We start from the raw sequence: 25,098 nt of genomic DNA on the forward strand, positions 1-25,098 counted from the left end.
GCGCGTGACCGATGTCACGCGCATTTATCCCGGCATTGCAGGCAAGCCTCCTTTTCATGCGCTCGGCCCCGTAAGTTTGGAATTGCGCGCGGGTGAATTCTTTTCGGTTGTCGGCCCTTCCGGTTGCGGTAAGTCCACTTTGCTGGATGTGCTCGCAGGCCTTAATCCCGCAAGCGGCGGCACTGTCGAATTCGAAGGGCATGCAGTGGGACGCGAGGTTCCGGATGGCGTGGCCGTCGTGTTTCAGGAAGACGCGAGCTTTCCATGGCTCAACGTCTTTGACAACGCAGCCTTTGCGGCGCGTCGCGCAGGCGTGGCAGAGAACGAAGTAAAGGCGCGCGTCGATCATGCATTGTCTTTCATGGGTCTCAAGTCTTTCGCGCGTGTTTATCCCGCGCAACTCTCGGGCGGAATGCGGCAACGCGTTTGCATCGCGCGCGCCATGGTCGTGCGTCCGCGTCTCATGTTGCTCGACGAACCATTCGGCGCATTAGATCAGCAGACACGTCTCCTCATGGGCGATGAGATGCTCAAGCTTTGGCGCGATACGGGCGCGACCATCATGCTCATTACGCATTCGATCGACGAAGCGGTGCTGCTGTCCGATCGCATTGGTGTGATGTCGGCGTGTCCGGGACGCTTCATATCGACCATTGAAACCGGCTGGCCGCGTCTTCGCGACAGCAAGATCGCACTCGATGCGCGCTTCGGCGAACTGACCGCGCAAGTGTGGGGGCTGTTGCGCGAAGAGGCCATGAAAGCGCTAGGGAGCCAGTCATGAGCGTTGCCGCACGCTGGCGCGTGGGAATAGTCATCGGCTTCATTTTGTTGCTGGAGATAGCGACTCGTTTTGCATGGATCAATCCTGTCTCATTCATTCCGCCTTCGCGTATGGCGGTGAGCGCCTGGGACATTCTCGCGTCAGGGCAATACACCGTGGATATCGTGCAGACGCTTAGCAGCGCATTGCTGGCGGTTGCGCTTGCGGTGGTAGTGGGCTTTATCGGCGGCGTGTTGCTGTTCAGATTGCCGCGCGCAAGGCGTGTGCTGGACCCCTTGCTGCTTTCCTACTATGCGGTGCCCGTCTTCGTGCTGTATCCGATCTTGATCGTGATCTTCGGCTTGAACCGCTGGCCTCTGGTTGGCATCGGGTTTCTCTTTGCGGTCGTCGCCATGGCCGTAAATACTTTGAATGGTCTTGAACGTGTGCCTCGTGTGCTGTTGCGCACGGCGCGCGTATGCCGCTTAAATACGCTAGACGAGGTGCGCCTCATCACCTTGCCCGCGAGTCTTCCGTTCGTATTTACAGGCATCAAGCTCACCGTGGTCTACGCGTTCATCGCGGTGGTAGCGGGTGAATTCGTGTTGTCCGGGTCGGGCTTCGGTTATCAAATCGCATTCGCCTACAACGCGTTCGACAATTCGACGATGTACGGCCTCATGCTCCTGATGCTGATTTTCGTTGCCACGCTCAACGCCCTTTTACGCACAGCGGAAACGCGTCTCTATCGGCGCATCAGAAGGGAGGCCGCATGAGCACTGTCGTCGTCACGCATACGGCAAGGCCGCGACACACGCGGCGATGGATGGACGCGCTCGTGCTCGTCGTGGTGCTGGTCGGGCTTTGGCAAGGCGCAAGCGGGTGGCTTGGCCCCGATGTGCTGACCACGCCGCTGCATACCGTCCAACGTGCAATGCATATAGTCAGCGACCCGGATTTTCCGGAGAGCCTCTATGTCACATCGCTTGCATTTGCTTCAGCGTTCGCCATCTCTGCCGTAGCAGGCGTTTTTCTCGGTCTGCTTCTTGGCGTGCGACGCTTGGCCGGTGAGGTGATGGAGCCGCTAATGATGGGCTTTTATTCCATTCCCAAGGTCACGCTTTATCCGGTCGTGCTGCTCGCTTGCGGTCTCGGGTTATGGGCCAAGATCGTATTCGGTGTGATACACGGGATCGTTCCGATTACGCTCTTCACCATGAATGCGGTAAAGAATATGCCGCCTATCTACGCACGCGCGGCCCGCACTTACCGCATGAACCCGATGGATTTCGCGCGTCATGTGTTGCTGCCCGCATGCGTGCCTGAAGTCGTAGCGGGACTGCGCATCGGCTTTTCGCTTACCTTGCTTGGCACGCTTATCGGCGAGATGTTCGCGTCGCAAAGCGGTATCGGCCGCATGTTGATGATCGCCATGAACCGCAACGAAACGAGCACGATCATGGCGCTTGCGCTCATGCTTTTCGTGTTCGCCACACTGGTAAATCTCATGTTCCTCAAATGGCAGCGTCATCTCACGCATAGCGATTGATCATGCATACGCTCTTCGACAAGTTGTGGGACAGTCATACCATTGCTCATCTCGCAGGTGGCGCCGATCTGCTGCACGTGGATCGTCATCTGATGCACGAGCTCACCGGCGTGGAAGCGGTCCGCGTGCTTGAAAAGCGCGGCCTTGGCGTGGATAGTCCCGCGCTTACCTTCGCCACCGTCGATCATGTGATTTCGACGGCCCCAGGACGCCGCGCAGGCGATGCCGACTGGAGCACCGAGATGGTCGAATCGATGCGCACGCAGATGACGCATCACGCGATTCCCATCTTCGACATAGGCCAGGCAGGCCTTCAGGGCATCGTGCATGTGATCGGACCGGAGCTCGGCCTTTCTTTGCCAGGAACGTCCATCGTTTGCGCGGATAGTCATACATGCACGCATGGTGCAATGGGCGCGCTTGCCTTCGGTATCGGTTCGACGGAGGTCGTGCATGTGCTTGCGACGCAAACCATTCGACAGAAGCGCCCAAAGACGATGCGTGTGCGCTTCAATGGCAAGCTGCGCGAAGGCGTGACCGCGAAGGACATGATTCTGTATCTCATCGGAAAGATCGGCGCGGCTGGCGGCACGGGCTATGCCGTCGAATATGCGGGCGATGCGGTCGAAGCATTGAGCATGGAAGGCCGCCTCACACTGTGCAATCTAAGCATCGAGCTGGGGTCCAAGTTTGGCCTCGTCGCGCCCGATGAAACCACGTTCGCTTATCTGCGCGACAAGCCTTATGCACCGCAAGGCGAGCAGTTCGGCCAGGCTGTCGCCGACTGGAAGATGCTTGCAAGCGATTCGGAGGCACAGTTCGATCGCGAGATCGGTATCGATGCGTCGTCCATCGGCGTACAGATCACGTGGGGCACGAGTCCCGAGCACGTGATTGCGCTGGACGATGTCATACCCGACCCCGCATCGCTCGATGATGAATCGCGCCGTCATGCCGCCGAAAATGCGATCGACTACATGGGCGTGCGTGCCGGACAGCATCTGGATGAACTAAGCGTGGACCGCGTATTCATAGGCTCGTGTACGAATAGCCGCATCGAAGACTTGCGTGCGGCAGCACATGTGGTCCATGGTCAGCATGTCGCCAGCAACGTGAAGGCTTGGGTCGTGCCGGGATCGCTCACGGTGGCGCGTCAAGCCGAGCAGGAAGGGCTCGATGCGATCTTCCGTGCCGCTGGCTTCGAATGGCGCGAGCCGGGCTGTTCGATGTGCGTGGGCGCAAATGGCGACGTGGTTGGGCGTGGCGAACGTTGCGTATCGACCTCGAATCGCAATTTCATTGGCAGGCAAGGTCCCGGTGCGCGTACGCATCTGGCTAGCCCTGCAGTTGCCGCAGCTAGCGCCATTGCGGGGCATATCGCCGCGCCACGTGTGCGTCAAACGGAAGGGGCGTCGCAATGAAAGCGGTGACGATCATCTCCGGAGCAGCGGCTCCGCTCATGCGAGACAACGTCGATACGGATCTCATCATCCGCATCGAAAGAATTTCGCAACTCGTGCGCGGACAGTTGGGACCCTATCTGCTCGAGACCTTGCGTTATTGCGGCGACGGTCCGCAAAGTGGTGAACGTGAGGACTTCGTTCTCAATCAGCCCGCATTCAGAAGCGCATGCACAGTCCTCGGTGGTAGCAACTTCGGTTGTGGCAGCTCGCGCGAAATGGCGGTGTGGGCGCTTGAGGAAGCGGGCATTCGATGCGTCATCGCTTCATCGTTCGGCGACATCTTCTATAACAACTGTCTTCAGAACGGACTGCTTCCTGTGCGACTCGACGCTGCCGAGATCGAGCGCATAGCGGTTGCTGCTAGCGATGGAACGCCCATCGAGGTCGATCTCGGTGCGCTCGAAATTCGCGCACATGGGTTGGAAACGATTCACTTCGAATTCGATCCGGCACAGCAGCGAGCGCTTCTGGAAGGACTCGACGAGATCGATCAGACGCGCCTTCTTGCAGACGATATTGCGCGCTTTCTTTTGAAGGATCGAAAAGCGCGCAGTTGGGCTTACTTCGCTTGACACATCGACATCATTCAACTTGCCGGAGAATCATCTTGACCCGTTCAGCCCGTTTTCGCGAATTATTTAAAGAGGGCCCATTCGTTTGCATGGGCGCGCACGATGCGTTGACCGCGATGCTAGCGGAACAGGCCGGCGCCAAGTCGCTATACGTTAGCGGTTTCGTTGCATCCGGCGTGATTGCAGGGCAGGCGGATATCGGCGTACTCTCGCAGACGGAAATGTTCGAGCATATCCGCCGCATTTGCCGCGTGACGACGGTGCCCATATTCGCGGATGCCGATACGGGCTACGGCGGCATCCTCGACGTGCAGCGCACGATCCGTCTATGGGAAGAAGCGGGCGCATCGGTGCTGCATCTCGAGGATCAAGCATTGCCCAAGAAATGTGGACACTATGCGGGCAAGCAGCTCGTATCGAAAGACGAGATGGTGCTCAAGTTGCGCGCAATGATCGAGGCGCGCACCGATCCGGACTTCTTCATCGTGGCCCGTACGGATGCGATTGCAGTAACCGGAATCGACGATGCGATCGCGCGGCTCGAAGCCTACGCCGAAGCAGGCGCGGATGGCCTCTATGCCGATGCGCCCGAAAGCCTCGAACACATGCGCGAGCTCACGCGTCGTCTCAAGCCGTTAGGCAAGCCGATTCTTTTCAATCAGGCGCGAACGGGAAAGAGTCCGTTCGTCTCGATGAAAGAGGCCTACGAAATAGGCTTCGATTACACCCTCGCCCCAATCGAGTCGATGCTTGCCATGCATAAAGCTGTCAAGGAAGTCATGATCGACTTCATGCGCGAAGGCACGACAGATGCCATTGCAGACCGGCTCACGACCTTCGAGGAATACAACCGCTTTGTTGGGCTCGACAAAGCGATGGAAGTCGAGAAGCACTTTGCGACCTCGTAAAGATTAAAGACATCGCTAGTTGAGCAGCGCCCACAAGGCGAGGGTCAGCACGAGTCCGACGACCGACACGATGGTCTGCAAGACCGACCAAACGGCTACGGTGCGCTTGAGCGTTAAGCCGAAATATTCGCGCACCATCCAGAAGCCCGCGTCGTTGACGTGACAGAAGAACACGGAGCCGGCGCCGATGGCAAGCGCCATCAACGAGTTGTGCGTGGCAGACAAGCCGCTAACCACGGGCGCCACGATACCGGCTGTCGTCGTCGTGGCGACTGTTGCCGATCCGGTGGCTTGCCTTAGCGCCACTGCGATCAGCCACGCAAGCAAGACCAGCGGCAGATGCGCGCCCACGGCGATCTTGCCGATGGTCGTGCTGATGCCTGCGGCGACGAGTGTCTGCTTGAGTCCACCGCCTGCGCCGATGGTGAGCAGAAGCGCCGCGATTGGCGGCAGGCTCTTGCGCAAGATGCCGCCTACGCGATCGCGCGCCATGCCGCGCGACCAACCGAGCATCACGATGGCGAAGAGTACCGTTAGAGCAAGCGCAATCAACGGTTCGCCTACGAAGTCGAGCGTGTCGTAAAGCAGCGTGTCCTTGGTAAGCGCGAGCTTGGCGATAGTGCGGCCGAGCATCATCACGACGGGTAGAAGTATCGTGATAAGCGAGATTGCGAAGCCCGGTGTCGCTGCGCCATCCGCATGCTCGGTAAAGAGTATGCCCATCTCTTCTGGCTCTTCGACGTGCATGCGCTTCGAAAGCCAGATGCCGTAGAGCGGACCCGCCAGAATCACGGCCGGCAGCGCGACGATCAAACCGAGCCCGAGCGTCAGTCCAAGATCTGCATGCAATGCGCTCACGGCAATGAGCGGCCCTGGATGCGGCGGTAATAATGCATGCAAAGTCGTCATGCCGGCGAGCGCGGGGATCGCGATGCGCAGGATCGGCTGCTTGGAGCGCCGTGCCATCACGAAGATGATCGGCACCATCATACAAGGCCCACTTCGAAGAAGAGCGGCAGGCCCACGATGATCGCGACAAGCGCCATCATCCACGGCAGACTGCGGGGCGTGGAAAGATCGAGCAGGGTCGTCACCAACCGATCCGCTGCCCCCGACTCGGCCATCAGCGCACCGAGCATGGCGCCGAGCGCGATGATGATGCCGACATCGCCGAGCAACGCTCCCGCACCCTTGCTAAAGGCCTGCGCAATGGCTTCCAACGGTTGATGCGCAGCGAAACCGGCAACGAATGTACCCACTAGGATAGACAGGAACGGCGCGAGCTTGAGAACGCCGATTGAGAGGATGATGACCGCAAGGCCGAGCGCGCAGGCGATCAGAAGCTGAGTATCGTGGGCTGACCACGAAGCAAGAGTTGTCGTTGGGTTCACAGTGACTTTGTGCTGGCGCGCGGCGGCGGCATGCCGGAGCGCTTACGGTTTGCTTTCGTCCGCTCTTGAGCAGACGCGAGGCCTCGTCGTAATAGCATTTTTTTTCGCGATGGTCAAAATATGGCGTCGTCACGTTTTGCATTCGGTGTCTTGCATGATGCATGCAATCGACAAAATGCAGTGTCACAGTGTCATTTAACGCGCTTTGGCCATACTGCGAACAGTCTTACGCGGTAGAACCAAGCGCAGGGAGCTGTGGCCTTGCTAGACTAGCTTTGAGAATTGAAGCCAACGGAGAAGTCTCGTGACCCAGCCCTTAGTAAAGGCTTTCGTATTCGACGTTTTCGGTACCGTGGTGGACTGGCGCGGCGGCATAGCGCGGGAAGCTGCGTCGTTTCTAAACGCTCTCGGTCAAGCGAACGCGTCGCCGGAAGCGTTTGCCGATGCATGGCGCAGTCGCTATGCACCCGCAATGCAGAAAGTCCGCAGTGGCGAAAGACCGTTCGTAAGGCTGGATGTCTTGCATCGAGAAAATCTGGACGACGTGTTGCCCGAATTCGGCATCGACAAAGATGCCGTTCCAACGCATGTGCTCGATGAGTTGAATCTCGCGTGGCATCGTCTAGACCCTTGGCCCGATTCCGTAAAAGGACTTGCGCGCCTCAAGACGCGCTACATCATTGCGCCGTTATCGAACGGCAATATCAAGTTAATGGTGGACATGGCGAAACACGGTGGTCTGCCATGGGATGCGATTCTCGGCGCGGAAACAGCGCAGGCTTATAAGCCAACGCCGCAGGCTTATCTGCGTGCGGTCGATGCGCTCATGCTCAAGCCTGAAGAGGTGTGCATGGCGGCGGCCCATAATAGCGATCTCGTCGCGGCAAGAGCGTGCGGTCTGAAGACTGCATTTATCGCTCGGCCTTATGAGCACGGTGCGGGACAAGCCACAGACCTCAAAGCAGAAAGCGATTGGGACTTCATCGTGAACGACTTGAACGAACTGGCCGATGCAGCCGGCGCTTGAATGGCGACTCAAGGCGATGACGAGGGAACGTCATCGCCTGTCGAACAAAGCGCAGGACGTTATTCAACGCCTTCGACAATGCGGAAATCACGCTCCACTGAATCGCCTAACGTAACGAGCGCGTCCTGATAGGTCTTGCTGTCGTAAGCGGCTTTAGCAGCATCGAGTGAGTCGAACTCGATGATTACCGTGCGTTCCTTAACGCCATCGCCCTGAATGAACGACGCCACGCCGCGCGCGAGAGGGCGTCCGCCGCCTTCCTTGATCGCAACCGTCGCCTGCTTCGCGTACTCCGCGGCCTGATCAGCGTTGATGATCTTGCGGTATGCGCTGACCCAATATCCCTTTGCCATCTCTATCTCCGTTTTGTTACCTGAGTGATTGAGCGCCGGACTTCGTCACGTGCGACTCGTCCGGTTCGAAGGCAGCATAGCAAACTCTCGCTTGAGGCATGCGAGCGCTAAGAGCAGCCTTTAATCGGCTGCGTATTTGCGGTCCAGCTCGTCGTACAGCGGCTTGTTCACGAGCCGCTGACGTTCCGAAAAAGGTGCAACTACGCCTGGATCTTCATCGAGACGGCCTTGTGTCTTTAGTGCCGACAACGCCGTCTGCATACCACGCACGGCGCCTTGCAACGCGGCGTTGGCATAAAGGACGAGGCTAAAGCCAAGGCGCTCGAGGTCCTCTCGCGCTGTTACCGGCGTCTTTCCGCCGATGACGAGATTGATGAGTTGCGGCGCTTCGACGAGTTCGGTTAGCGAGGCAATTTGCTCTGGCGTCTCGATGGCCTCGATGAAAAGAATGTCGGCCCCGGCTTCGACAAATGCGCGCGCCCGCTCTATGGCGCGGTCGAAGCCTTCCACCGCGCAGGCATCCGTGCGTGCAATGATCTGGAAATTCGCGTCCTCGCGTGCGTCGACCGCGGCGTGGATCTTGCCGACCATTTCGCTGGTCGAGACCACGTTCTTACCCGCGAAATGGCCGCATTTCTTAGGCATCACCTGATCTTCGAGTTGAATGGCGTCCGCGCCCGCGCGCTCGAGCGTGCGTACGGTGTGGCGCACATTGAGTGCATTGCCGAAGCCGGTATCCGCATCGACGATGAGCGGAACATCGACGGCATCGCGAATGCGAGAGGTATGTTCCGCGACTTCCGCGAGGCTGATGAAACCAAGATCGGGCAGTCCTAGCGACATATTCGTAACGCCTGCGCCGGTTATATAAATTGCTTCGAAGCCGAGGTCGACGGCCACGCGTGCGCTCATCGCGTTGAAAGCGCCCGGTAACAGCAGTGCGCGGCGCGCGTTGACCAGTTCGCGAAAGGCGGCGCGGCGGCGAGAGGATGACGTGGTCATGGCTTGATTCCGTAAGTAAGAGATTTTTGCGTTTCGTTCATGTTAAAGCGTGCAGCGGTTTGGCGCTTGGCGTCAAGCGCGTCGTCGCTTAACCGGGGACACGCGCATCGGGAATGGCGCGGCCTAGGCGCTGCGCATTCTTATAGACTGCCTGCATGAATAGAACCGCGTTGCGCGATGGCGGCGCAAAGCGCGAATAAACGAAGCTTGCCGTCAAATGTATGTGTTCGCGTAGCGGGCGTATGGTGAGAGCTGTTCCTGCCGTGGCGAAATCATCGACGATGGTCACGCCTAGCCCGCCTTCGACGAGCGCTAGTGCCTGATCGGCGCGCATCACGTCGATTGTCGACTTGAGTTCGACGCCCGCTTGCTGGCACGTCTGTGCGATCACGGTTCCAAACGGAATGTCTCGCTTGAACAGCACCACGGGTTCGCTTACCAGATCGGCAAGCGACACGACCGATGCCGCTTCAAGTCTGTGCCCCCTTGGCAAGGCGCAAACCATGCTGCCGTACATGAACGAAACGTTTTCCAGATGTTCGTGCGTGACCGGCATTGCGGCGACGGCGACCTCTGCTTCCTTGCTCAAGATTTCCATCGGCATGTCCGCCATTAGTGTCGTCTGCCAGCCTACAGTCAGTGCAGGCAGCTTGGCCTTGATATCGACGAGCGCGGGAGCCACGACGCTCATTGCGAGCGATGCACTGCAAGTGACGCGCAACAGGCTCGACGGCCCTAGCGAAAGCGCGCGCGCGAATTCATCCACGCGCACGGCAGCCTGATAAACCTGCTCGATTTCCCTGAATAACGCATGTGCCTCGGCCGTGGGAACGAGGCGGCTCTTGGAGCGCTCGAACAGGCGCAGGTCCAGTGTCGTCTCGATGTGAGACACGAGCTTGCTCACTGCAGGCTGCGATACGTAGAGCAACTTGGCTGCCGCGTTGATGGAGCCTGTGAGCATGACCGCACGAAAGACTTCCATATGGCGGAGTTTGAAGCGCATCGGTTCGCCGTGCAGCTTAACTAAAAGTTATAGCTTAAAGGAAATTCAGCATACGACAAAGCCAGCGTTTGTCCTTAGTATCGGTTCGAGTGATTTCTATCGCAAAGGGACCATGAACAAACTGGATTTGCAGGACCGTGTATGTGTCATCACCGGCGGCTCTGGTGGTATCGGATATGCGATTGCTGAGCGCTTCGTTGCGTCGGGTGCCAAGGTCGTGCTTTGGGATATCGACAGCGAGGCTGCCTTTTCCAAGGCCGAGCAGGCTCACGCGGCGTTCGCTTCTCAAGTAGATGTGACGAATGCCGCCAGTGTAGCCAACGCGGCGCAGGAAGCACACAAGCGCTTCGGATCGATCGATGTGTTGATCAACGCTGCGGGTATCAATGGAGATATCGGTCCGGTAGAGACTTATTCGATCGACGCATGGCGGCGCGTACTCGACATCAATCTCACGGGCGTTTTTATTTGTTGCCGCGAAGTGCTTCCTTACCTGCGTCGCGCGCGGCATGGACGTATCGTGAGTCTGTCGTCGGTCGGAGGCAAGGAGGGCAACCCGAACCAGGGTGCTTATGGCGCGTCGAAGGCAGGCGTGATCGCATTGACGAAGTCGCTTGGCAAGGAGCTCGCGGATACCGAGATTCGCGTCAACTGCGTGACGCCCGCGGCAATCGAATCCGACATGCTGCGCGGCATGACCGAGAATGCACGCAACTTCGTGCTCGCCAAGATTCCGCTAGGACGCGCGGGCCGTCCAGACGAAGTTGCGTCGATGGTGACATGGCTCGCCACGGAGGAATGCTCGTTTTCCACCGGCGCGGCGTTCGATTTGACGGGTGGAAGGGCAACGTATTGATGAAACCCCTATCGCTCGCTCATCTCACGGTACTGCACGTAGGCCCGCCAGATCTTATCGAACTGGCGGCGAGCGCTGGCTTTCGAGCGATCAGCATTCGTCTTTGCTCACCCGTGCACGGCGGTATCGAGTATCCATTGCTTGCGAGGTCATCTGAATTGCGTTCGACCAAGCGCTTGCTGCATGAGCTCGACGTGAAGGTGACCGATATCGAAGTGATTACTCTTGCGGCCAATACTTCCATTGGTGACTATGAAAGCACATTCGAGGCAGGCGCGGAACTCGGAGCACACCGTGCATGCGTGAATATCGACGATACCGACCGCGCACGCGTCATCGATCGCTTCAGCGCATTATGCGATCTCGCGGCGCCATTCGGTTTGTCGCTCGATGTCGAGTTCATGCTATGGCGTCCTGTCGCGCGTCTAGCCGATGCTGTGAATATCGTGCTGTCCTCTGGCAAGCCCAATGCGTTTGTTCTGATCGACACACTTCATCTCATTCGTTCAGGCGGAACGGTGGAAGAGGTCGCGGCGCTTGATCCGCAAATCATCGGCAGCGTTCAGCTTTGTGATGCGCCAATGGCGTCTCCCGCTGACATCGTTTCAGAGGCACGTGGAGATCGGTTGTTGCCCGGGGAAGGGGAGTTGCCCTTACGCGCGCTGCTTGCCGTGTTGCCCGATAACCTTCCGCTAGCAGTCGAAGTGCCGCTTAAGCGCGAAACCAATCCGCTTAAACGCGCGATACTCGTACAACATGCTAGTCAAAGCCTTCTTGAGACGAGCGCTCGCGTAACACGATAGAAGCTTCGACTTCCATAAAAAAACACGGAGACAATATGACGACAGAAACGATTGGTCGAACCTCGGAGACGACATCATCGGGCGTGCTAGGCGGCAAGCATGCCAGAAAGGCCGCAATCGCGGCGTGGATCGGCAGCGCGCTCGAATACTACGACTTCTTTATCTACGGCACTGTCGCCGCGCTCGTCTTTCCAAAGATATTCTTCCCGCCCGGCGACATGACCGCCGCGACGCTTGCATCGATGGCGACCTTTGGCGTGGCTTATGCCGCACGTCCTTTAGGCTCGTTCCTCATGGGCCACTACGGTGACAGGCTCGGCAGAAAGGTCGTGATGGTCGGCACCTTGCTCTTGATGGGGCTCTCGACGTTCTTAGTGGGATGCTTGCCGACTTATCAGACCGCGGGACTGCTCTCACCTGCGCTACTCGTGTTGATGCGAATCTTGCAGGGCATCTCCGCAGCAGGGGAACAAGCCGGGGCGAATTCAATGTCGTTCGAGCACGCGCCAGCGCATCGTCGGGGTTATTACACGAGTTGGACTTTAAGCGGGACGCAGGGCGGTCAGGTGCTTGCGCCCGCTGTAGTCTTGCCGCTTGCGGCTTTGTTACCTGAAGACCAATTGCTGTCGTGGGGCTGGCGCTTGCCTTTCTGGTTGAGTGTGGCGGTGGTGATCGTCGGCTTTATCGTGCGTAGCCGACTCGAAGAGACGCCCGCCTTCGAAAGCGAAGCCTCGCATGGCGAGGTGCCGAATATGCCGCTCAAGACGCTGCTTACGGGTTATCGCAAGGAGTTGCTACAGGTTTTCTTTGCCGCGCTCATTGCGTCTATAGGCACGACGTTCGCCGTGTTTGCGCTTTCGTTTTCGCGCGCACAGGCGCAACCCATCAGCACTTCGGTCATGCTGTGGACGGCTATCGTCGCTAACTTCATCGCGGTCTTCACCATTCCGTTATGGGCCACGCTATCCGACCGTATCGGCCGACGACCTGTATTTATCGCGGGAAACTTGCTGTGCGCAGTTAGCGTCATGATCTTTTTGTGGTCGATCACGACGGGGAGCAATGCGCTCGTCTTTGCAGCGGGAGTAGTGCTCGGCGGCTTCGCTTATAGCATCACGAATGCAGTGTGGCCGGCGACATACGCGGAGGGCTTTCCGACGCAAGTCCGCCTTTCCGGCATGGCGATCGGCACGCAGTTTGGCTTCGCCGTGGCCGGGTTTGCGCCGCTAGTGGAATCCGCGCTCATAGGTAAATACAGTACGGCGTCGTGGGTCATGCCGGCTGCATTCGCGGTGCTGGTGTGTCTGTTGTCCGCAGTGTCCATCTTTTCTATGCGGGAGACTTATGACGTTCCGCTCGAGCAGCTCGGCAAACGTAATTCGATCCTCTAGCGCTGACGCCTACGCAGCCCTCGCGGCATGAAGCATAATGGCTCCGAACTCGACAGGAGCCATGCATGACCGAAACGTTGAAGGATCTGCCGTTGCCCGATGGCATCCGCTCACGCCTGATCGACAACGGCAATGGCCTCTCCATGCACGTGCTGGAAGCAGGTTTCGAAACGCCGGGCAGGCCATGCATCGTGCTCTTGCATGGCTTTCCCGAGCTTGCTTTTAGCTGGCGCAAGGTGATGCCGGCGCTTGCCAATGGCGGCTATCATGTCGTCGCGCCCGATCAGCGCGGCTACGGGCGTACCACGGGCGCGACTGCTATGTTCGATACGGATCTCGACGACTTCAATTTTCCAAATCTCGTGCGGGACGTGCTTGGGCTTATAAGTGCCTTGGGCTATCACAGCGTGGCAGCGGTCATCGGCCATGATTTTGGTTCGCCCGTAGCAGCTTGGTGCGCGTTGATCAGGCCGGATGTCTTCAGGTCGGTGGTCATGCTTAGCGCGCCGTTTGCGGGGCCGCCGACATTTCCATTTGGCACCGCATCGGAACATGCGCTGCATGAGGCGGGCGATACGGCATTGAACGAGATGGCCACTGTCTTGGCGGCGCTAGACGCGCTCGACCCGCCCCGTAAGCACTATCAATGGTATTACTCGGGTGCCGATGCGAATGAAGACATGTGGCACGCGCCGCAAGGCATGGCCGCATTTCTGCGCGCTTATTTTCACGTGAAGAGTGCGGACTGGCCGGAAAATCATCCTCATCCTTTAGCGGCGTTGAGCGCGGAAGAACTCGCTACGTTGCCGACTTACTATGTGATGGAGAAAGATAAGAGCATGCATGAAACGGTCGCACCGCATATGCCTTCGGAGGAGCAGATCGCATCATGCGCATGGATGCCGGAACGCGATCTCGACGTCTATGCGGGAGAATATTCGCGCACCGGTTTTCAAGGCGGGCTTAACTGGTATCGCTGCGCGACTAGCGACGCTCACACGGCCGCGCTTAAGACATGGTCAGGCAGCACGATAGACGTGCCTGCATGTTTCATTGCTGGAAGTAGCGACTGGGGCATGTATCAGCGACCTGGCCAATACGAAGCGATGCGCATGCGCGCATGCAGCAATTTCCGCGCGGTGCATATGATTGAAGGTGCCGGGCATTGGGTGCAGCAAGAACAGCCGGTCACGGTGGCTAACCGAATTCTGCGATTTCTCAGGCAGGACGCGTTCGGCTTTTAGACTGCCGCACGCGTCCTCTTTCCCTGATGCTTCTAATTCTCAACCGGCGGTGCGCTTACCCTTGATAAGACGCGCTACGCGTTCGGCGCCGAGCCGCCATTCATAAGGATTCGTGTAGTCGAACTCGCGCACCTTGCGGGACAAATATGGCCAAAAGCTGTCTCGCGTCCTGGAGTCGTTCACACGCGCCTGCCGTGAGAGACGGCGATTGTCGTTCCAGGGAAAGCTGCGGACTTCTTTCGATGCCCGTCGTGGCAAGCCAAACACCATCGAATACGCATAGCGCGGTGCATCCGAATGATTCGGACCCGCGAAATGCAGCGTACGTCCCGCATGAATGGTGCAGTCGCCGAGTTCGAGCGGACAAACGACCGCCTCGCCAGCATTGAAGCCCGTGACGCATTCAAGGCCATGCGTGCTCGGATCGCCGCCAATGGGGCCATGCGGAAGCACGGGTCCAATATGCGAGCCGGCGATGAACTGCATGCACCCGTTGGTCAGCGACACCGGCTGCAAGGGGAACCAGAAATTCACCTCTCGATGTTCGATGCGCGGGTCGGTGAATGCTTCATCCTGATGCCAGGGTGTCACGGCCTCGGTATGAGCGGGCTTATGAAAAAAGCTGTCGCTCACGAAGCGTGCCTTGGGGCCGAGCAGTTGCATGGCGACACGTTGCACGCGCCGATTCAACTCGCTCTCCATGAGGCTTCGCTCGAAATGCGACGGACCATGCAATTGCGCGAGCTTAGGCTTGTCCGGACCCTCACCTTCCGGATAAAAGTCGAACAGCATGCCTTGCTTGAATCCCGCCTTTTCGCGCAGCAGGCGGTCGCCAATTGTACGCAAGGTCTTAATCTCCGCATGCTCCGCAACTTTCTCAAGACGGAGAAATCCGTCCTTCCAAAAGCCCTCGCATTGCGCTTGGGATAACGATGTCATCTCCCTTGTCGCCCCGCTCAAAGAAAGAAATGCATATCACTGGAATAAAGCTTCAACAGTGAAACAGCACACAAAACAGCGTTCTGTACGGTCTCGCACAAAGCGCCCCCATGGCCCTCGACGTCTGGCTGAACTTGCCGACTTTGATTTTTTTGAAGTCTTTAGCACGCAGCACACGGTTGAACTTTACGCGAAAGATGCTTTCACCTTTGTTCGCTGCCGCTTACTGAGAGAACAACAAGCGATACCAAATTGACGCTAATCTTGAAGAAATCGCTAGCAATCGCGCCGAGGTCCATCAAATGTGCTAGCTGCCAACCTTAGTCTACGTGGTGGAGCATACATCATGCTTTCATTCGTTGGGCGTTACAGTCGCTTGCAACGCACCCATCTGGCGGATTCGAGCGGCATTGGCGGACAAAGCCTGGCTGAGAGCGGCAATCAGCCAGCAACATTTCCCGCTTAAACGTTTTACTGTTAAGCGGTTGCAACGATTTAATTGCCATGTCATCTCGATCATTTTTTTTAATATTGTTGCGAATCGCAGATATGCCGCTAAGACATATTCAACTCGAACAGTTTTCCGTCAACAACGACGCCGGCCACATTTACGCAAAGGTGTTTCGGCATGTATCGAATTGCGCGCGCTGGAGAAATCAGGGAACTCGTTGAAGTCATCTATGTCCACGCACCTCGCGGCTGTGAAGGCCGCTATGCATGCAAGGAGGATATCGATGCAGCAAGGACGCGTTGCCGCACTCGACGCTGGTCGTGCGCTCGCGATTGTCGGGGTTGTCGCAGTACATCTATCGTTTCAGTTCCCCAATCTGCCGGGAGCGGTGACGCTGCTGACGCACATGGGGCAGTACGGCGTGCAGTTGTTCTTCGTCATCAGCGCAATCACGATCTTCATGACCCTCGAGATGGACCATGCGCGATGTGTCGACGCGCGCCACGTCGCGCTACGCTTCTACATCAAGCGCTTTTTTCGCATCGCTCCGCTTTACTATGCGGCCATCGTCATCTACGGCCTTATCAGTTACGGGGCGACGCGCTCCGGTTACGAACACGCTTGGGTGCTCGGCGTGCATGGCCCGGTCGATATCCTCCTCAACATGCTTTTCCTGCATGCGCTCTCGCCAACGGCCATCAATAACGTGGTCCCGGGAGGATGGTCTATTGGCGTCGAAATGCTCTTCTACTTGATTGCACCGCTATTGTTTTTCCTGGCGATGAATCGCAAGCGTCTGCTCCTCGCCACCGTAATACTGCTGGCGCTTTCCTTTGCCATTACATCGATGAGCGAATGCCACGGCGTGCTCGATTGCGATGTGACGAACAACTCGTACAGTTACTTCTGGCCGCCCGTGCAGGGACCGTGCTTCATCGTTGGCATGTGGGCGTGGTATGCCTTTCGGTCGCACTTGACGGGCAACGAAAGAGTGACGCGACTTAAGTCGTACCTCTACGCTTCGCTGGCGCTTGGCTTTGCCATCGTGACCGCGATGCTCGGCGTATGGCTCGCTAAAGCTCATGCCCTCGCACCGTTATTCGCGGCATGTAGCGCCGTAGCTTTCCTGCTGTTCGTTTGCACGCGCCGCGCGCACAAAGCAAGTACGCCGCCTATCATGCGCAAGACACAAAGCCCGTCGATGATCCGCCGCTGTGCCGCCGCGTTAGGCCGTGAGAGCTACGGAATTTATCTTTGGCATTTCATTTGTGTCTACGTGACCTTCCATTTCTTTGAGGGAAGGTTCAAGGAGACAAGCAACGAGACAGCCTTGGCGCTATACGGCGCCACGCTGACGGCGGTGCTGGCGGCGTCGTATGCGTTATCGAGATTATCGGATCGAGCGATTCAGGGCCGCGCGACGCGACTCTCGCAGCACTTACTGGCAGCGCTCGACCGACACTTTAATTAGTCTTCGCCTCGTGCGTCTTAAGCGCTCGATGCCTCAAGCGTGCGATCTGCTTTAGCGCGCAGACCATAAGCCGTCAACATACGATAAAGCGTGACTCGCGAAATGCCCAACTCATCGGCCGCTTCACCCAAGCGGCCGCGATGACGCAAGAGTGCGACTTCAATGGCTTGCCGCTCTGCGGCTTCGCGTGCTTGCGCAAGCGTCGTCGGCGCAGCTTCGGCGTATTCGCCGAGTTCGAGATCGCTAGCGAGAATCTGACGTCCTTCCGCCATGACAATGGCGCGACGCACGCGATTAATCAATTCACGCACATTGCCCGGCCAGCCGTAATTGTGAAGCGCCGCGATGGCGCACGGCGAGAAGCCACGCAAGCGTCGGCTCGCATCTTTTCTATAGCGATCGAGCATATGATTGGCGAGCAGTTCGATATCCTTGCCGCGTACGCGCAAAGGGGGCTCGTCGATCTGCAAGACGCACAAACGGTGGTATAAGTCCGCGCGAAAACGGCCTTCGATCATCGCGGTTTGCATATCGACGTGCGTGGCCGAAATGATGCGCACATCCACGTCCGTCGAGGTCTGGCCGCCAAGACGTTCAATTTTGCGTTCTTGAAGAAAGCGCAAGAGACTCGCTTGACTCTCGAGCGGCAGATCGCCGATTTCATCGAGAAAGAGCGTACCGCCATCCGCGGCTTCCACACGACCGATCTTGCGTTGATTTGCGCCCGTAAATGCGCCGCGCTCGTAGCCGAACAATTCGGATTGAAGCAGATGCGGTGGTATGGCGCCGCAGTTGATTGCGACGAATGGTTGATCGCGACGTACCGAGCGTTCATGAATTGCAACCGCCGTTAATTCCTTGCCGGTGCCTGATTCGCCGGAAATGAACACCGGTGCGTCCGTCATGGCGACTTTACGGATTGATCGATAAAGCGCCTGCATGGCGTCACATGAACCGACCATGCTGCCTTCCTTGCCATCGTCCTTACGCGATTCGTTGCCGGTCGCGCTGCTCGCCGTATCGTGCAAGGCGACCATGCCATACGCATGACCGACTGCATCGACTATGCGATCCGCCGATGAAGGCACGGTCACGTAATCGAAGCAGAAGTCGCGGATAAGCCGACAGATCTCGGGATTCTCGACATGCTCGGCGTCGACCGTTGCAACCCAGCCAATCTGGCAGAGTGCAAGCAATTCGGCGACAACGGCCGTATCTTTTGCGAGCCCGCGTTTAGTCAGGTCGACAATGCCGGCGGCAGCGCGCTTGCCATGACGGGCGGCTTTAGGTGGCTTGGCGGGATCGATTTGCTCGATCGTCCAGCCGCGAGCATGCAAGCGCTCGGAAAGTTCTTCCGATACGGTGCGCCCGGCATAATAAAGCGTCCTGTTTTCCCCGTGCATGGCTTTTCTCATCTTATTTGTATATGCCGATAGTATGCGCTTTATTCCTAAGAGCTTAAACGCCCCGCAAACGATAACGCGTTTTTGAATGTTTGCATTGATCTGTACAAATCGATTAAAAACGAAAGAGAAAAATTTGCGGATGCGGTTTGCGATCTGTGTCTGTACGCTTGCGCACTGCCGATCGGCCCTGTCGGAGCAAGGGCAAACGTTGAAAACGCGCCGTACATTTTACTTGCTGGTTTCAGGGACCGCATCGGGTGAACGAATTTTTAGCGCTGGTTTGAGCCTTAGCGGAAATATCGGATAATTTGTATTCTCAAATGAACTCGTCTGCCAGACACCAGAATTTTTGAAGGCAAGGCGTAACGTCGTGGAGTGTGCCCGCCCGATGAATACCAGTCAGAAAATGGATCAGCTCAGCACCCTTGCATCCTCTCGCCAGCCGCGTTTGCTATTCGTCGAGGACGATCCGGCCATGATTCGCATCGTGGGCGAAATGCTTGCGGAATTTCCTGATCAGCGCTTTGCCATGACAGGCGAAGCGGCCTTGACGCTCGCTCGCCAATCGATCCCCGACCTGATTTTGCTCGACGCGAATCTGCCAAACATGACGGGCTTCGACGTTTGCGAGGTTCTTAAGCGCGACCCTAAGCTTGCACACGTGCCCGTCATCTTCGTGACGAGTCATGACGCGCCCGCGTTAGAGGTCGATGCTTTTCGCATGGGCGCGGCCGACTACGTTATCAAGCCGCTGGTTGCTGCACGACTGCAGGCACGTGTGCGTGCTCAACTGCGCTTGCGCCGCCGAGTCACGGAAGCACGGACGCAAGCTGTGAGCGCAGACACAACGCCGCAGGTTCAACGCAAGGCAGCGAGCATCTATGTCGTGGGCATTCTCGCGGACGATACAGCCGACGCGCATCGCGACGCGCTCGAAGCGATCGGCGCGCTGGATATCGTGGCCGATTGCGAATCCGCGCTGGTTCTTGCAAGCCGCCATGCGCCCGCCGCGATCGTGCTCGATTCACGTTGCTGCGAAAATGGTATCGACGAAACTTTGAGCCAATTGGAAGCCTCGCATCCGCATGTGCCGATAGTCGTACTCGTCGAAGCATGCGATGTCGCAATCGAGCAGCGCACGCTGGATAGCGGTGCGGCGGATGTCATCGCCAAGCCGGCAAAGCCCGCAGTATTGCAGGCTCGCGTGCTCAACGCATTGACGGCGGCGCGCAAAGTCGAAGAGGAAATCAATGCGCTTCGTGAATCGCCGGGCGGCGCGAGCGTGCATTCGTTTCCAGCGGCTTCGCGCGAAGGCCGTGATGCGTGATCGCTGCGATTTATTCTAAGGTGCAAGAGCGAAGCGCGCACGTCCGGCGCGCTTTGCCTCGTAAAGAGCGTCGTCTGCGGCCTTGATGAGCACAGCGGAGGTCAGCAGTTCGCGCGATGGCAAAACCGCGGCCACACCCGCCGACAAGGTCACATGCTCATCGACGTCCGAAAGGCGATTCGCAATGGCCAACGCACGCACGGCGTCCAGCATCTTCTGCGCGACCAGTTTGGCACCATCGACATTCGTATTCGGCAAGAGGCACGCGAACTCTTCGCCGCCATAGCGCGCAAGCTTGTCATAGGGCCTGCGCAGACTCTTCCCCAAAGTCTTGGCAATCGTCTTTAAACAAGCATCGCCGGCCTGATGGCCATAGTGATCGTTGAAGCGCTTGAAGTAATCCACATCCAACAGGATCAACGAAAGCGGCGAATTCTCACGTGCGCAATGCCGCCAGTCCGCAAGCAAGTCTTCATCGAACTTGCGTCGATTAGCGACACCGGTAAGACCGTCCAGCAGGGCGCTTGCGCGCAAGCGGTCGCCTTGCAGCTTGAGCGTCAGATGCGTGCGCACTCGTGCTCGCGTGATGACAGGATTGATCGGCTTAGTGATGAAATCAACGGCGCCGAGTTCGAGCGCTTTGACTTCGTCGTCTTCGTGATCCTGCGAGGTGATGAAGATGATGGGTGTATCGCGCGTCAACGGATCGGACTTGAGGCGGCGGCATACTTCGTGTCCGTCGAGATCGTCCATCACGACATCGAGCAGAATCAAATCGGGCAGTTCGTTTTGCGCGACTTGAATAGCTTGCGCGCCGCTCGTCGCCATGAAGATGTCGCACGTGTCGCGAAAGAGTTCATACAGCACGCGAATATTGACAGGCTGATCGTCCGCGATTACAAGCTTGGGACGACGGTGCACATGCATGAGCCATTGCTCAAGCTCTTCCATATCAGTTTTGCTCCAGCATGTCGCGCGCAAGTCTTGATGCGCGCTCAAAGTCGAGAGCGCGTACACGCGCAAGCAATTGTTCAAAGGCAACGCGCTGGTCATCCGGCGCTTGCGGCCACAAACTCTCGGACATTGCAATCGCTTGAAGATTCGATGAATCGAGCAACGCAACAATGTCGTTGAGGCGCGCGCGCCAGTCTTCGTCGGCAAGAGGCTGTATTTGCGGCTTCTCTTGCGTACTTGCATGCCTTTGCGGGAATGCCTGCGTGAGGCGCTCGACGCTCGTTGCAAGCAACTGCTGCATGCGCGCGAGTTGTGCGTCGATGGAGGCGAGCGCGCGCGCCGTATCGTCCGAGGCTTTGAGATCGTTTTCGAGCCGCGCAGCGAGCTTCGCCAATGCCGATGCGCCAACAGTGCCCGCGCTACCCTTAAGCGTATGCAGTACCGATGCCACGCCCTGAACATCGCGCGCGGCAAGCCGTGCAACAAGCCGCGTCAAATGCTTGGCGGTCTGTGGTCCAAAGCCATCAATCGCGTTACGAATCAGATCATGATTGCCGCCGAATCGCGCGAGCAGCGACGCGGATGGCTCGACGATGTCATCGTCTTCCGCATGACTCGATGCCGCGTCTTCCACGACGGCTCGTGCACTGAGCACTGCCACCAGCCGCTCGACATCGATCGGCTTGCCGACGTGATCGTTCATGCCCGCAGCGAGACAGGTGTCGCGATCCGCATTCGATGCATTCGCCGTCATCGCGATGATCGGCAACGCGCCGAAGCGGCCATCCGCACGTATCAGTCGGGTGGCTTCCAGTCCATCGAGGTCGGGCATCTGCACGTCCATCAGAACGGCGTCGAAGCGCGCGTTGCCCTGGAGCACGGCATGCACGCCTTCACGTCCGCTTTCCGCAAGCGTCACGGTGGCGCCTTCCGCGCGCAACAAACCTTCCGCGACTTGCCGGTTGAGCGCATTGTCTTCGACTACGAGCAGTTCGAGTCCGGCGAGACGCCGCTTGCGCGGTGCGCTTGCCGGGACAGGCGGTGCCTCTTTGTCGTTTGCATTCGATCTTGCCACGCGAATCGCGGCGACGAGTTGCTTGGGCGTGACCGGCTTGGTCAAAAAGCCGGCGAAGGGCGGCGCGCCGCCTTCTTGCGTTTCCCTCAGCACTTCGCGTCCGAAAGCGGTGACGAGCAACACGAGCGGCGGCGCGGCGCGGCCTTTCATCGTGTGGATCAGGCGTGCGGCATTCAAACCGTCGAGCCCTGGCATGCGCCAGTCCATCAGGGCGATGTCGTAAGGCTGGTTGTCGCGTGCCGCATCGCCGATGCGTTCCACGGCTTCGATGCCGCTCTCGACCACATCGGCGTGCCATCCCAGCGAGCGCACCGTGCGCAATAGGATTTCGCCCGCGATGGGGTTGTCGTCGGCGATCAGGAGGCGCACCGGATGATCGAAGTCGATGTCATCCGTTTGTATTTTGTGTACCGCCGATTGAATGCCGAATTCAATATCGAACCAGAAGCGGCTGCCCACGCCCACTTCGCTCTCTACCTGCAGTTCGCCGCCCATCATCGCGACGAGCCGTTTGCAGATCACGAGTCCGAGCCCGGAGCCGCCGAAACGGCGTGTAGTCGATGCTTCCGCTTGCGTGAAGCCTTCGAAAATGCGTTCGAGCTGAAGCGCGCTGATGCCGATGCCGCTATCGCTAACCGCCACGCGCACGCGCACCGACGCGTCTTTGACCGCTTCGATGCCATGCACGCTCACGACGATCTGCCCGGCCGTCGTGAACTTGAGCGCGTTGCCCGCAAGGTTGATGAGCACCTGCTGCAGGCGAAAGCCGTCGCCCAAGAGCGTGTCGGGCAATTCCGGGTCGAGGTCGAACAGTACTTCCACGTCCTTCGTGCCTTGATTACCGGAGAGTACGACACCGAGTTCTTCCATCAGCTTTTCAGGCTCGAACGGATGACTGTCGAGTTGCAGCTTGCCTGCTTCGATCTTCGAATAATCGAGAATGTCGTTGAGCAGGTTGAGGAGCGACTTGGCCGCGGTTTCGGCTTTGCTCACGTAGTCTTGCTGACGACGATTGAGCGAAGTCAGTTGCACCAGATGCAGCATGCCGAGGACCGCATTCATCGGCGTACGGATCTCGTGGCTCATGTTGGCGAGGAAGGTGGATTTGGCCGCGCTCGCTGCATCGGCCTGTTCCTTCGCGTGACGCAGGTGGTATTCGAGTTCGTATTGATCGGTGACGTCGTAATTCACGCCGGTCATCGAGACGGCGCGGCCGCTCGCATCGCGTTGAATGCGCAGTCCGCTCTGAATGCGCCGGATCGCGCCATTCGCCAGAACGATGCGAAAGGGCGGCATGACGACAGGCGCTCCGTCGATGGCCGCCTGCAGACTTTGCAGCGTCGCGTCACGATCGTCCGGGTGGATGCGCTGCTGCCAGTGCTCGATATTCAATCCGTGGTCGAGTAGTTCGGGCGGATAGCCGTAAATCTCGAACATGCGCGGCGTCCAGTGCAGCCGCCCGGTAACGATGTCCCATGACCAGATACCGAGTTCGGCGATATCGGCCGCGAGCAACAGCTGGTCGCGCGCATCGGCGAGTTCACTGCGCTCCTTCTTTTGCCGCGAGATGTCCGTAATGACGCATACAAAATGCAAAGCGCCATCTAGTTGCATCGCGCCCGTGGAGACATGAGCGGGGAACGACGTGCCGTCCTTGCGAAGTCCGGCGAGTTCGCCATTCGCCGTGGGCACGCCGGTGCCCGTAGTGAATTGCGTTGTGTATTCGTTATACGTTTCGAGCCAGGCCGGCGGCACGAGCAGGCGGATGTTCTGTCCGATCAGTTCGCTCGCGGCATAGCCGAAGACCTTCTCTCCCGCCGTGTTGAACGAGCGTATCGCGCCGCGTTCGTCGACGGTGATGATCGGGTTGATCGCCGTATCGAGTACGGTTCGGGTAGTGGCAAGACTGCGCGCGAGCTCCTGCTCGATCTTGATGCGGCTCGTAATCTGCCGCACGATCTTGAAGCCGAACAGCGCGAGCGCAAGTGCCAGCAATGCGGTGACCGCCGCGTGCCAAAGCGTGTCGCGCCACCACGGCGCGATGATCTCGTCACGCGAGAGCGCCGCCGCCACGAAAAGCGGGTAATCCTCGAGCTCGCGGTAACTGTTCAGACGCGTGACGCCATCCTGCGACGAACTGGTTATGAAGCTTCCTGAGCGGCTATCGGCGCGATGCATGCGAAAGAGCGTCGTGTCGACCATGCTCTTACCGACGAAACGGTCCTCGAACGGTCGGCGCACGATCATCGCGCCCTCATTCGAAACCAGCGCCGCCGCGCCGCCCTGGCCGAGGTCGAGACTGTCGTAGAAGCGCGAGAAGAAGGCCACGTCGATGGTCGCGAGCGCCACGCCCGCGAAGCTGCCGTCGGGCGCATCGATGCGCCGAGATATCGGCACGATCCACTTGCCGGACGAGCGGCTCTTCACCGGCAAGCCGATACGCGGCCCGCGCCCGGTGTGCGTGCGATGGTATTCAAAATACTCGCGGTCGGCATTGTTGAAACGTTGGCTGAGCGCCGGGCGCGAGTTGACGAGCCACGCGCCGTTTTTGTCGTAGATGAAAAGACCGTTGAGTTGAGGCAACTGTTCGACCCGCGTCACGAGCGAGCGATGCAGCCGTTCGAGCGCGGCCGGTTCGGTGCCTTCCTGCTCGACACGTTCGACCATGCCAATGAGCGTGGTATCGGCTTCCTTGAAGGTGTCGTTTGCATGCTGCGCCATGGCGCGCGCGAGGTTGGCCGTGGCCGTGGTCATTTCTTCGAGCTGCACGCGCCGTGCGGCAACGCTGCGCCACACGTCGGTACCGATCAGCAGGACACAGACGGCCACGATGAAGGCCGTCATCCTGAAAGTGAGGGATTGGCGACTGGACACGCCGGAATCTCCGTTTAAGCGAGTGCCAATGGCGCAGGCCGGGGTTCTGTTCTGAACGCTGCCGTATCTTATCGTGCCATTTCGGAGGAGACCGTCGAGGGGCGGGCCTGGCGTGTACGGGGTCGTGCGCGGTTATCCGACATGTTTACGGCAGCCACAGGAAAAATCTTGATGGCGGTTTGTCCGGGCATCGGTAAAAAGGAAGAATCGTGTTTTGCATGCAGCATGCATGGTACCGGCATGCTGCATTCGGCATGCAAAATGCCAGGCGCGAGCACG

Annotated in this window: 20 protein-coding genes and 1 pseudogene; 13 read left to right on the forward strand and 8 right to left on the reverse strand. The window is 58.4% G+C overall.

What is annotated here, in order from left to right:
• The first annotated feature begins 4 nt into the window (after positions 1 to 4).
• Genes NCR40_RS20995 through NCR40_RS21020 form a run of 6 tightly spaced genes read left to right on the forward strand, consistent with a single transcriptional unit; the run spans position 5 to position 5,252 of the window.
• Entirely contained in the window at positions 5 to 781 is a 777-nt protein-coding gene (locus NCR40_RS20995; protein WP_250467964.1) for an ABC transporter ATP-binding protein, read from the forward strand.
• Positions 778 to 1,536, forward strand: a complete 759-nt coding sequence (locus NCR40_RS21000; RefSeq protein WP_250467965.1) for an ABC transporter permease — start codon at positions 778 to 780, stop codon at positions 1,534 to 1,536. Before NCR40_RS20995 ends, NCR40_RS21000 begins: the two co-directional genes overlap by 4 nt.
• Entirely contained in the window at positions 1,533 to 2,309 is a 777-nt protein-coding gene (locus tag NCR40_RS21005; protein ID WP_250510542.1) for an ABC transporter permease, read from the forward strand. The genes NCR40_RS21000 and NCR40_RS21005 overlap by 4 nt, the downstream gene beginning before the upstream one ends.
• A gap of 2 nt (positions 2,310 to 2,311) precedes the next feature.
• On the forward strand, positions 2,312 to 3,730 hold the full coding sequence (leuC, locus tag NCR40_RS21010) for a 3-isopropylmalate dehydratase large subunit (protein WP_250510543.1): 1,419 nt from the start codon (positions 2,312 to 2,314) through the stop codon (positions 3,728 to 3,730).
• A complete protein-coding gene (gene leuD / locus NCR40_RS21015) occupies positions 3,727 to 4,344 on the forward strand; it encodes a 3-isopropylmalate dehydratase small subunit (RefSeq protein WP_250510544.1) in 618 nt (205 codons plus the stop codon). Before leuC ends, leuD begins: the two co-directional genes overlap by 4 nt.
• A gap of 35 nt (positions 4,345 to 4,379) precedes the next feature.
• The gene (locus tag NCR40_RS21020) at positions 4,380 to 5,252 is read left to right on the forward strand and encodes an isocitrate lyase/PEP mutase family protein (RefSeq protein WP_244831303.1); all 873 of its coding nucleotides are present in this window, start codon (positions 4,380 to 4,382) and stop codon (positions 5,250 to 5,252) included.
• A gap of 15 nt (positions 5,253 to 5,267) precedes the next feature.
• Here the strand turns inward: NCR40_RS21020 and NCR40_RS21025 are convergent.
• Positions 5,268 to 6,643: pseudogene (locus tag NCR40_RS21025) on the reverse strand (GntT/GntP/DsdX family permease).
• Between the two features lie 304 nt (positions 6,644 to 6,947).
• Here NCR40_RS21025 and NCR40_RS21030 point away from each other — a divergent pair.
• Entirely contained in the window at positions 6,948 to 7,670 is a 723-nt protein-coding gene (locus NCR40_RS21030; protein ID WP_250510546.1) for a haloacid dehalogenase type II, read from the forward strand.
• A 59-nt stretch (positions 7,671 to 7,729) separates the two neighbouring features.
• Here NCR40_RS21030 and NCR40_RS21035 read toward each other — a convergent pair whose 3' ends face one another.
• From NCR40_RS21035 to NCR40_RS21045, 3 genes are all read right to left on the reverse strand, one after another.
• Positions 7,730 to 8,023 (reverse strand): DUF1330 domain-containing protein, encoded by a 294-nt coding sequence (locus tag NCR40_RS21035; RefSeq protein ID WP_244831306.1) that lies wholly within the window; start codon positions 8,021 to 8,023, stop codon positions 7,730 to 7,732.
• 120 nt (positions 8,024 to 8,143) lie between these two features.
• Positions 8,144 to 9,025, reverse strand: a complete 882-nt coding sequence (locus tag NCR40_RS21040) for an isocitrate lyase/PEP mutase family protein (RefSeq protein WP_244831307.1) — start codon at positions 9,023 to 9,025, stop codon at positions 8,144 to 8,146.
• 88 nt (positions 9,026 to 9,113) lie between these two features.
• On the reverse strand, positions 9,114 to 10,028 hold the full coding sequence (locus tag NCR40_RS21045; RefSeq protein WP_250510547.1) for a LysR family transcriptional regulator: 915 nt from the start codon (positions 10,026 to 10,028) through the stop codon (positions 9,114 to 9,116).
• 112 nt (positions 10,029 to 10,140) lie between these two features.
• Here NCR40_RS21045 and NCR40_RS21050 point away from each other — a divergent pair, with 112 nt between their 5' ends.
• From NCR40_RS21050 to NCR40_RS21065, 4 genes are all read left to right on the forward strand, one after another.
• Positions 10,141 to 10,884, forward strand: a complete 744-nt coding sequence (locus NCR40_RS21050; RefSeq protein WP_250510616.1) for an SDR family oxidoreductase — start codon at positions 10,141 to 10,143, stop codon at positions 10,882 to 10,884.
• Positions 10,809 to 11,687, forward strand: coding sequence for a sugar phosphate isomerase/epimerase family protein (locus tag NCR40_RS21055; RefSeq protein ID WP_250510548.1), 879 nt, complete (start codon positions 10,809 to 10,811; stop codon positions 11,685 to 11,687). The genes NCR40_RS21050 and NCR40_RS21055 overlap by 76 nt, the downstream gene beginning before the upstream one ends.
• Positions 11,688 to 11,722: 35 nt before the next feature.
• Positions 11,723 to 13,078 carry an MFS transporter gene (locus tag NCR40_RS21060; protein ID WP_250510549.1) on the forward strand — a complete coding sequence of 452 codons (1,356 nt, stop codon included), beginning with the start codon at positions 11,723 to 11,725 and terminating at the stop codon, positions 13,076 to 13,078.
• Between the two features lie 65 nt (positions 13,079 to 13,143).
• A complete protein-coding gene (locus NCR40_RS21065) occupies positions 13,144 to 14,322 on the forward strand; it encodes an alpha/beta hydrolase (protein ID WP_250510550.1) in 1,179 nt (392 codons plus the stop codon).
• Positions 14,323 to 14,361: 39 nt separating this feature from the next.
• Here the strand turns inward: NCR40_RS21065 and NCR40_RS21070 are convergent, their stop codons facing one another.
• Positions 14,362 to 15,261, reverse strand: a complete 900-nt coding sequence (locus NCR40_RS21070) for a phytanoyl-CoA dioxygenase family protein (RefSeq protein ID WP_284503899.1) — start codon at positions 15,259 to 15,261, stop codon at positions 14,362 to 14,364.
• Positions 15,262 to 15,995: 734 nt separating this feature from the next.
• Between NCR40_RS21070 and NCR40_RS21075 the strand changes: the two genes are divergently transcribed.
• Positions 15,996 to 17,183: an acyltransferase family protein gene (locus NCR40_RS21075; RefSeq protein WP_250467975.1), complete on the forward strand. Its 1,188-nt coding sequence runs from the start codon at positions 15,996 to 15,998 to the stop codon at positions 17,181 to 17,183.
• Positions 17,184 to 17,200: 17 nt separating this feature from the next.
• On the opposite strand, the gene NCR40_RS21080 is transcribed toward NCR40_RS21075, so the two are convergent.
• The gene (locus NCR40_RS21080; RefSeq protein WP_250510551.1) at positions 17,201 to 18,586 is read right to left on the reverse strand and encodes a sigma-54 dependent transcriptional regulator; all 1,386 of its coding nucleotides are present in this window, start codon (positions 18,584 to 18,586) and stop codon (positions 17,201 to 17,203) included.
• Positions 18,587 to 19,085: 499 nt separating this feature from the next.
• Here NCR40_RS21080 and NCR40_RS31645 point away from each other — a divergent pair, with 499 nt between their 5' ends.
• Positions 19,086 to 19,916: a response regulator gene (locus NCR40_RS31645; RefSeq protein ID WP_284507825.1), complete on the forward strand. Its 831-nt coding sequence runs from the start codon at positions 19,086 to 19,088 to the stop codon at positions 19,914 to 19,916.
• A gap of 15 nt (positions 19,917 to 19,931) precedes the next feature.
• Here NCR40_RS31645 and NCR40_RS21095 read toward each other — a convergent pair whose 3' ends face one another.
• Both NCR40_RS21095 and NCR40_RS21100 read right to left on the reverse strand, forming a co-directional pair.
• Positions 19,932 to 20,867, reverse strand: coding sequence for a diguanylate cyclase domain-containing protein (locus NCR40_RS21095; RefSeq protein ID WP_250510552.1), 936 nt, complete (start codon positions 20,865 to 20,867; stop codon positions 19,932 to 19,934).
• Between the two features lies 1 nt (position 20,868).
• Positions 20,869 to 24,819: a response regulator gene (locus NCR40_RS21100; protein ID WP_250510553.1), complete on the reverse strand. Its 3,951-nt coding sequence runs from the start codon at positions 24,817 to 24,819 to the stop codon at positions 20,869 to 20,871.
• Positions 24,820 to 25,098 lie beyond the last annotated feature (279 nt).

The organism is Caballeronia sp. GACF4 (assembly GCF_023631025.1).
In the GTDB taxonomy this organism is placed as follows: Bacteria; Pseudomonadota; Gammaproteobacteria; order Burkholderiales; family Burkholderiaceae; genus Caballeronia.

What these genes read in the sequence shown, in the direction of transcription:
- NCR40_RS21065 (WP_250510550.1), top strand. Translation starts at nt 13,144, where the DNA reads ATGACCGAAACGTTGAAGGATCTGCCGTTGCCCGATGGCATCCGCTCA.
- NCR40_RS21060 (WP_250510549.1), top strand. Translation starts at nt 11,723, where the DNA reads ATGACGACAGAAACGATTGGTCGAACCTCGGAGACGACATCATCGGGC.
- NCR40_RS21055 (WP_250510548.1), top strand. Translation starts at nt 10,809, where the DNA reads ATGGCTCGCCACGGAGGAATGCTCGTTTTCCACCGGCGCGGCGTTCGA.
- NCR40_RS21075 (WP_250467975.1), top strand. Translation starts at nt 15,996, where the DNA reads ATGCAGCAAGGACGCGTTGCCGCACTCGACGCTGGTCGTGCGCTCGCG.
- NCR40_RS21000 (WP_250467965.1), top strand. Translation starts at nt 778, where the DNA reads ATGAGCGTTGCCGCACGCTGGCGCGTGGGAATAGTCATCGGCTTCATT.
- NCR40_RS21080 (WP_250510551.1), bottom strand. Translation starts at nt 18,586, where the DNA reads ATGCACGGGGAAAACAGGACGCTTTATTATGCCGGGCGCACCGTATCG.
- NCR40_RS21095 (WP_250510552.1), bottom strand. Translation starts at nt 20,867, where the DNA reads ATGGAAGAGCTTGAGCAATGGCTCATGCATGTGCACCGTCGTCCCAAG.
- NCR40_RS21005 (WP_250510542.1), top strand. Translation starts at nt 1,533, where the DNA reads ATGAGCACTGTCGTCGTCACGCATACGGCAAGGCCGCGACACACGCGG.
- leuD (WP_250510544.1), top strand. Translation starts at nt 3,727, where the DNA reads ATGAAAGCGGTGACGATCATCTCCGGAGCAGCGGCTCCGCTCATGCGA.
- NCR40_RS21040 (WP_244831307.1), bottom strand. Translation starts at nt 9,025, where the DNA reads ATGACCACGTCATCCTCTCGCCGCCGCGCCGCCTTTCGCGAACTGGTC.
- NCR40_RS21070 (WP_284503899.1), bottom strand. Translation starts at nt 15,261, where the DNA reads ATGACATCGTTATCCCAAGCGCAATGCGAGGGCTTTTGGAAGGACGGA.
- leuC (WP_250510543.1), top strand. Translation starts at nt 2,312, where the DNA reads ATGCATACGCTCTTCGACAAGTTGTGGGACAGTCATACCATTGCTCAT.
- NCR40_RS21045 (WP_250510547.1), bottom strand. Translation starts at nt 10,028, where the DNA reads ATGCGCTTCAAACTCCGCCATATGGAAGTCTTTCGTGCGGTCATGCTC.
- NCR40_RS31645 (WP_284507825.1), top strand. Translation starts at nt 19,086, where the DNA reads ATGCTTGCGGAATTTCCTGATCAGCGCTTTGCCATGACAGGCGAAGCG.
- NCR40_RS21050 (WP_250510616.1), top strand. Translation starts at nt 10,141, where the DNA reads ATGAACAAACTGGATTTGCAGGACCGTGTATGTGTCATCACCGGCGGC.
- NCR40_RS21035 (WP_244831306.1), bottom strand. Translation starts at nt 8,023, where the DNA reads ATGGCAAAGGGATATTGGGTCAGCGCATACCGCAAGATCATCAACGCT.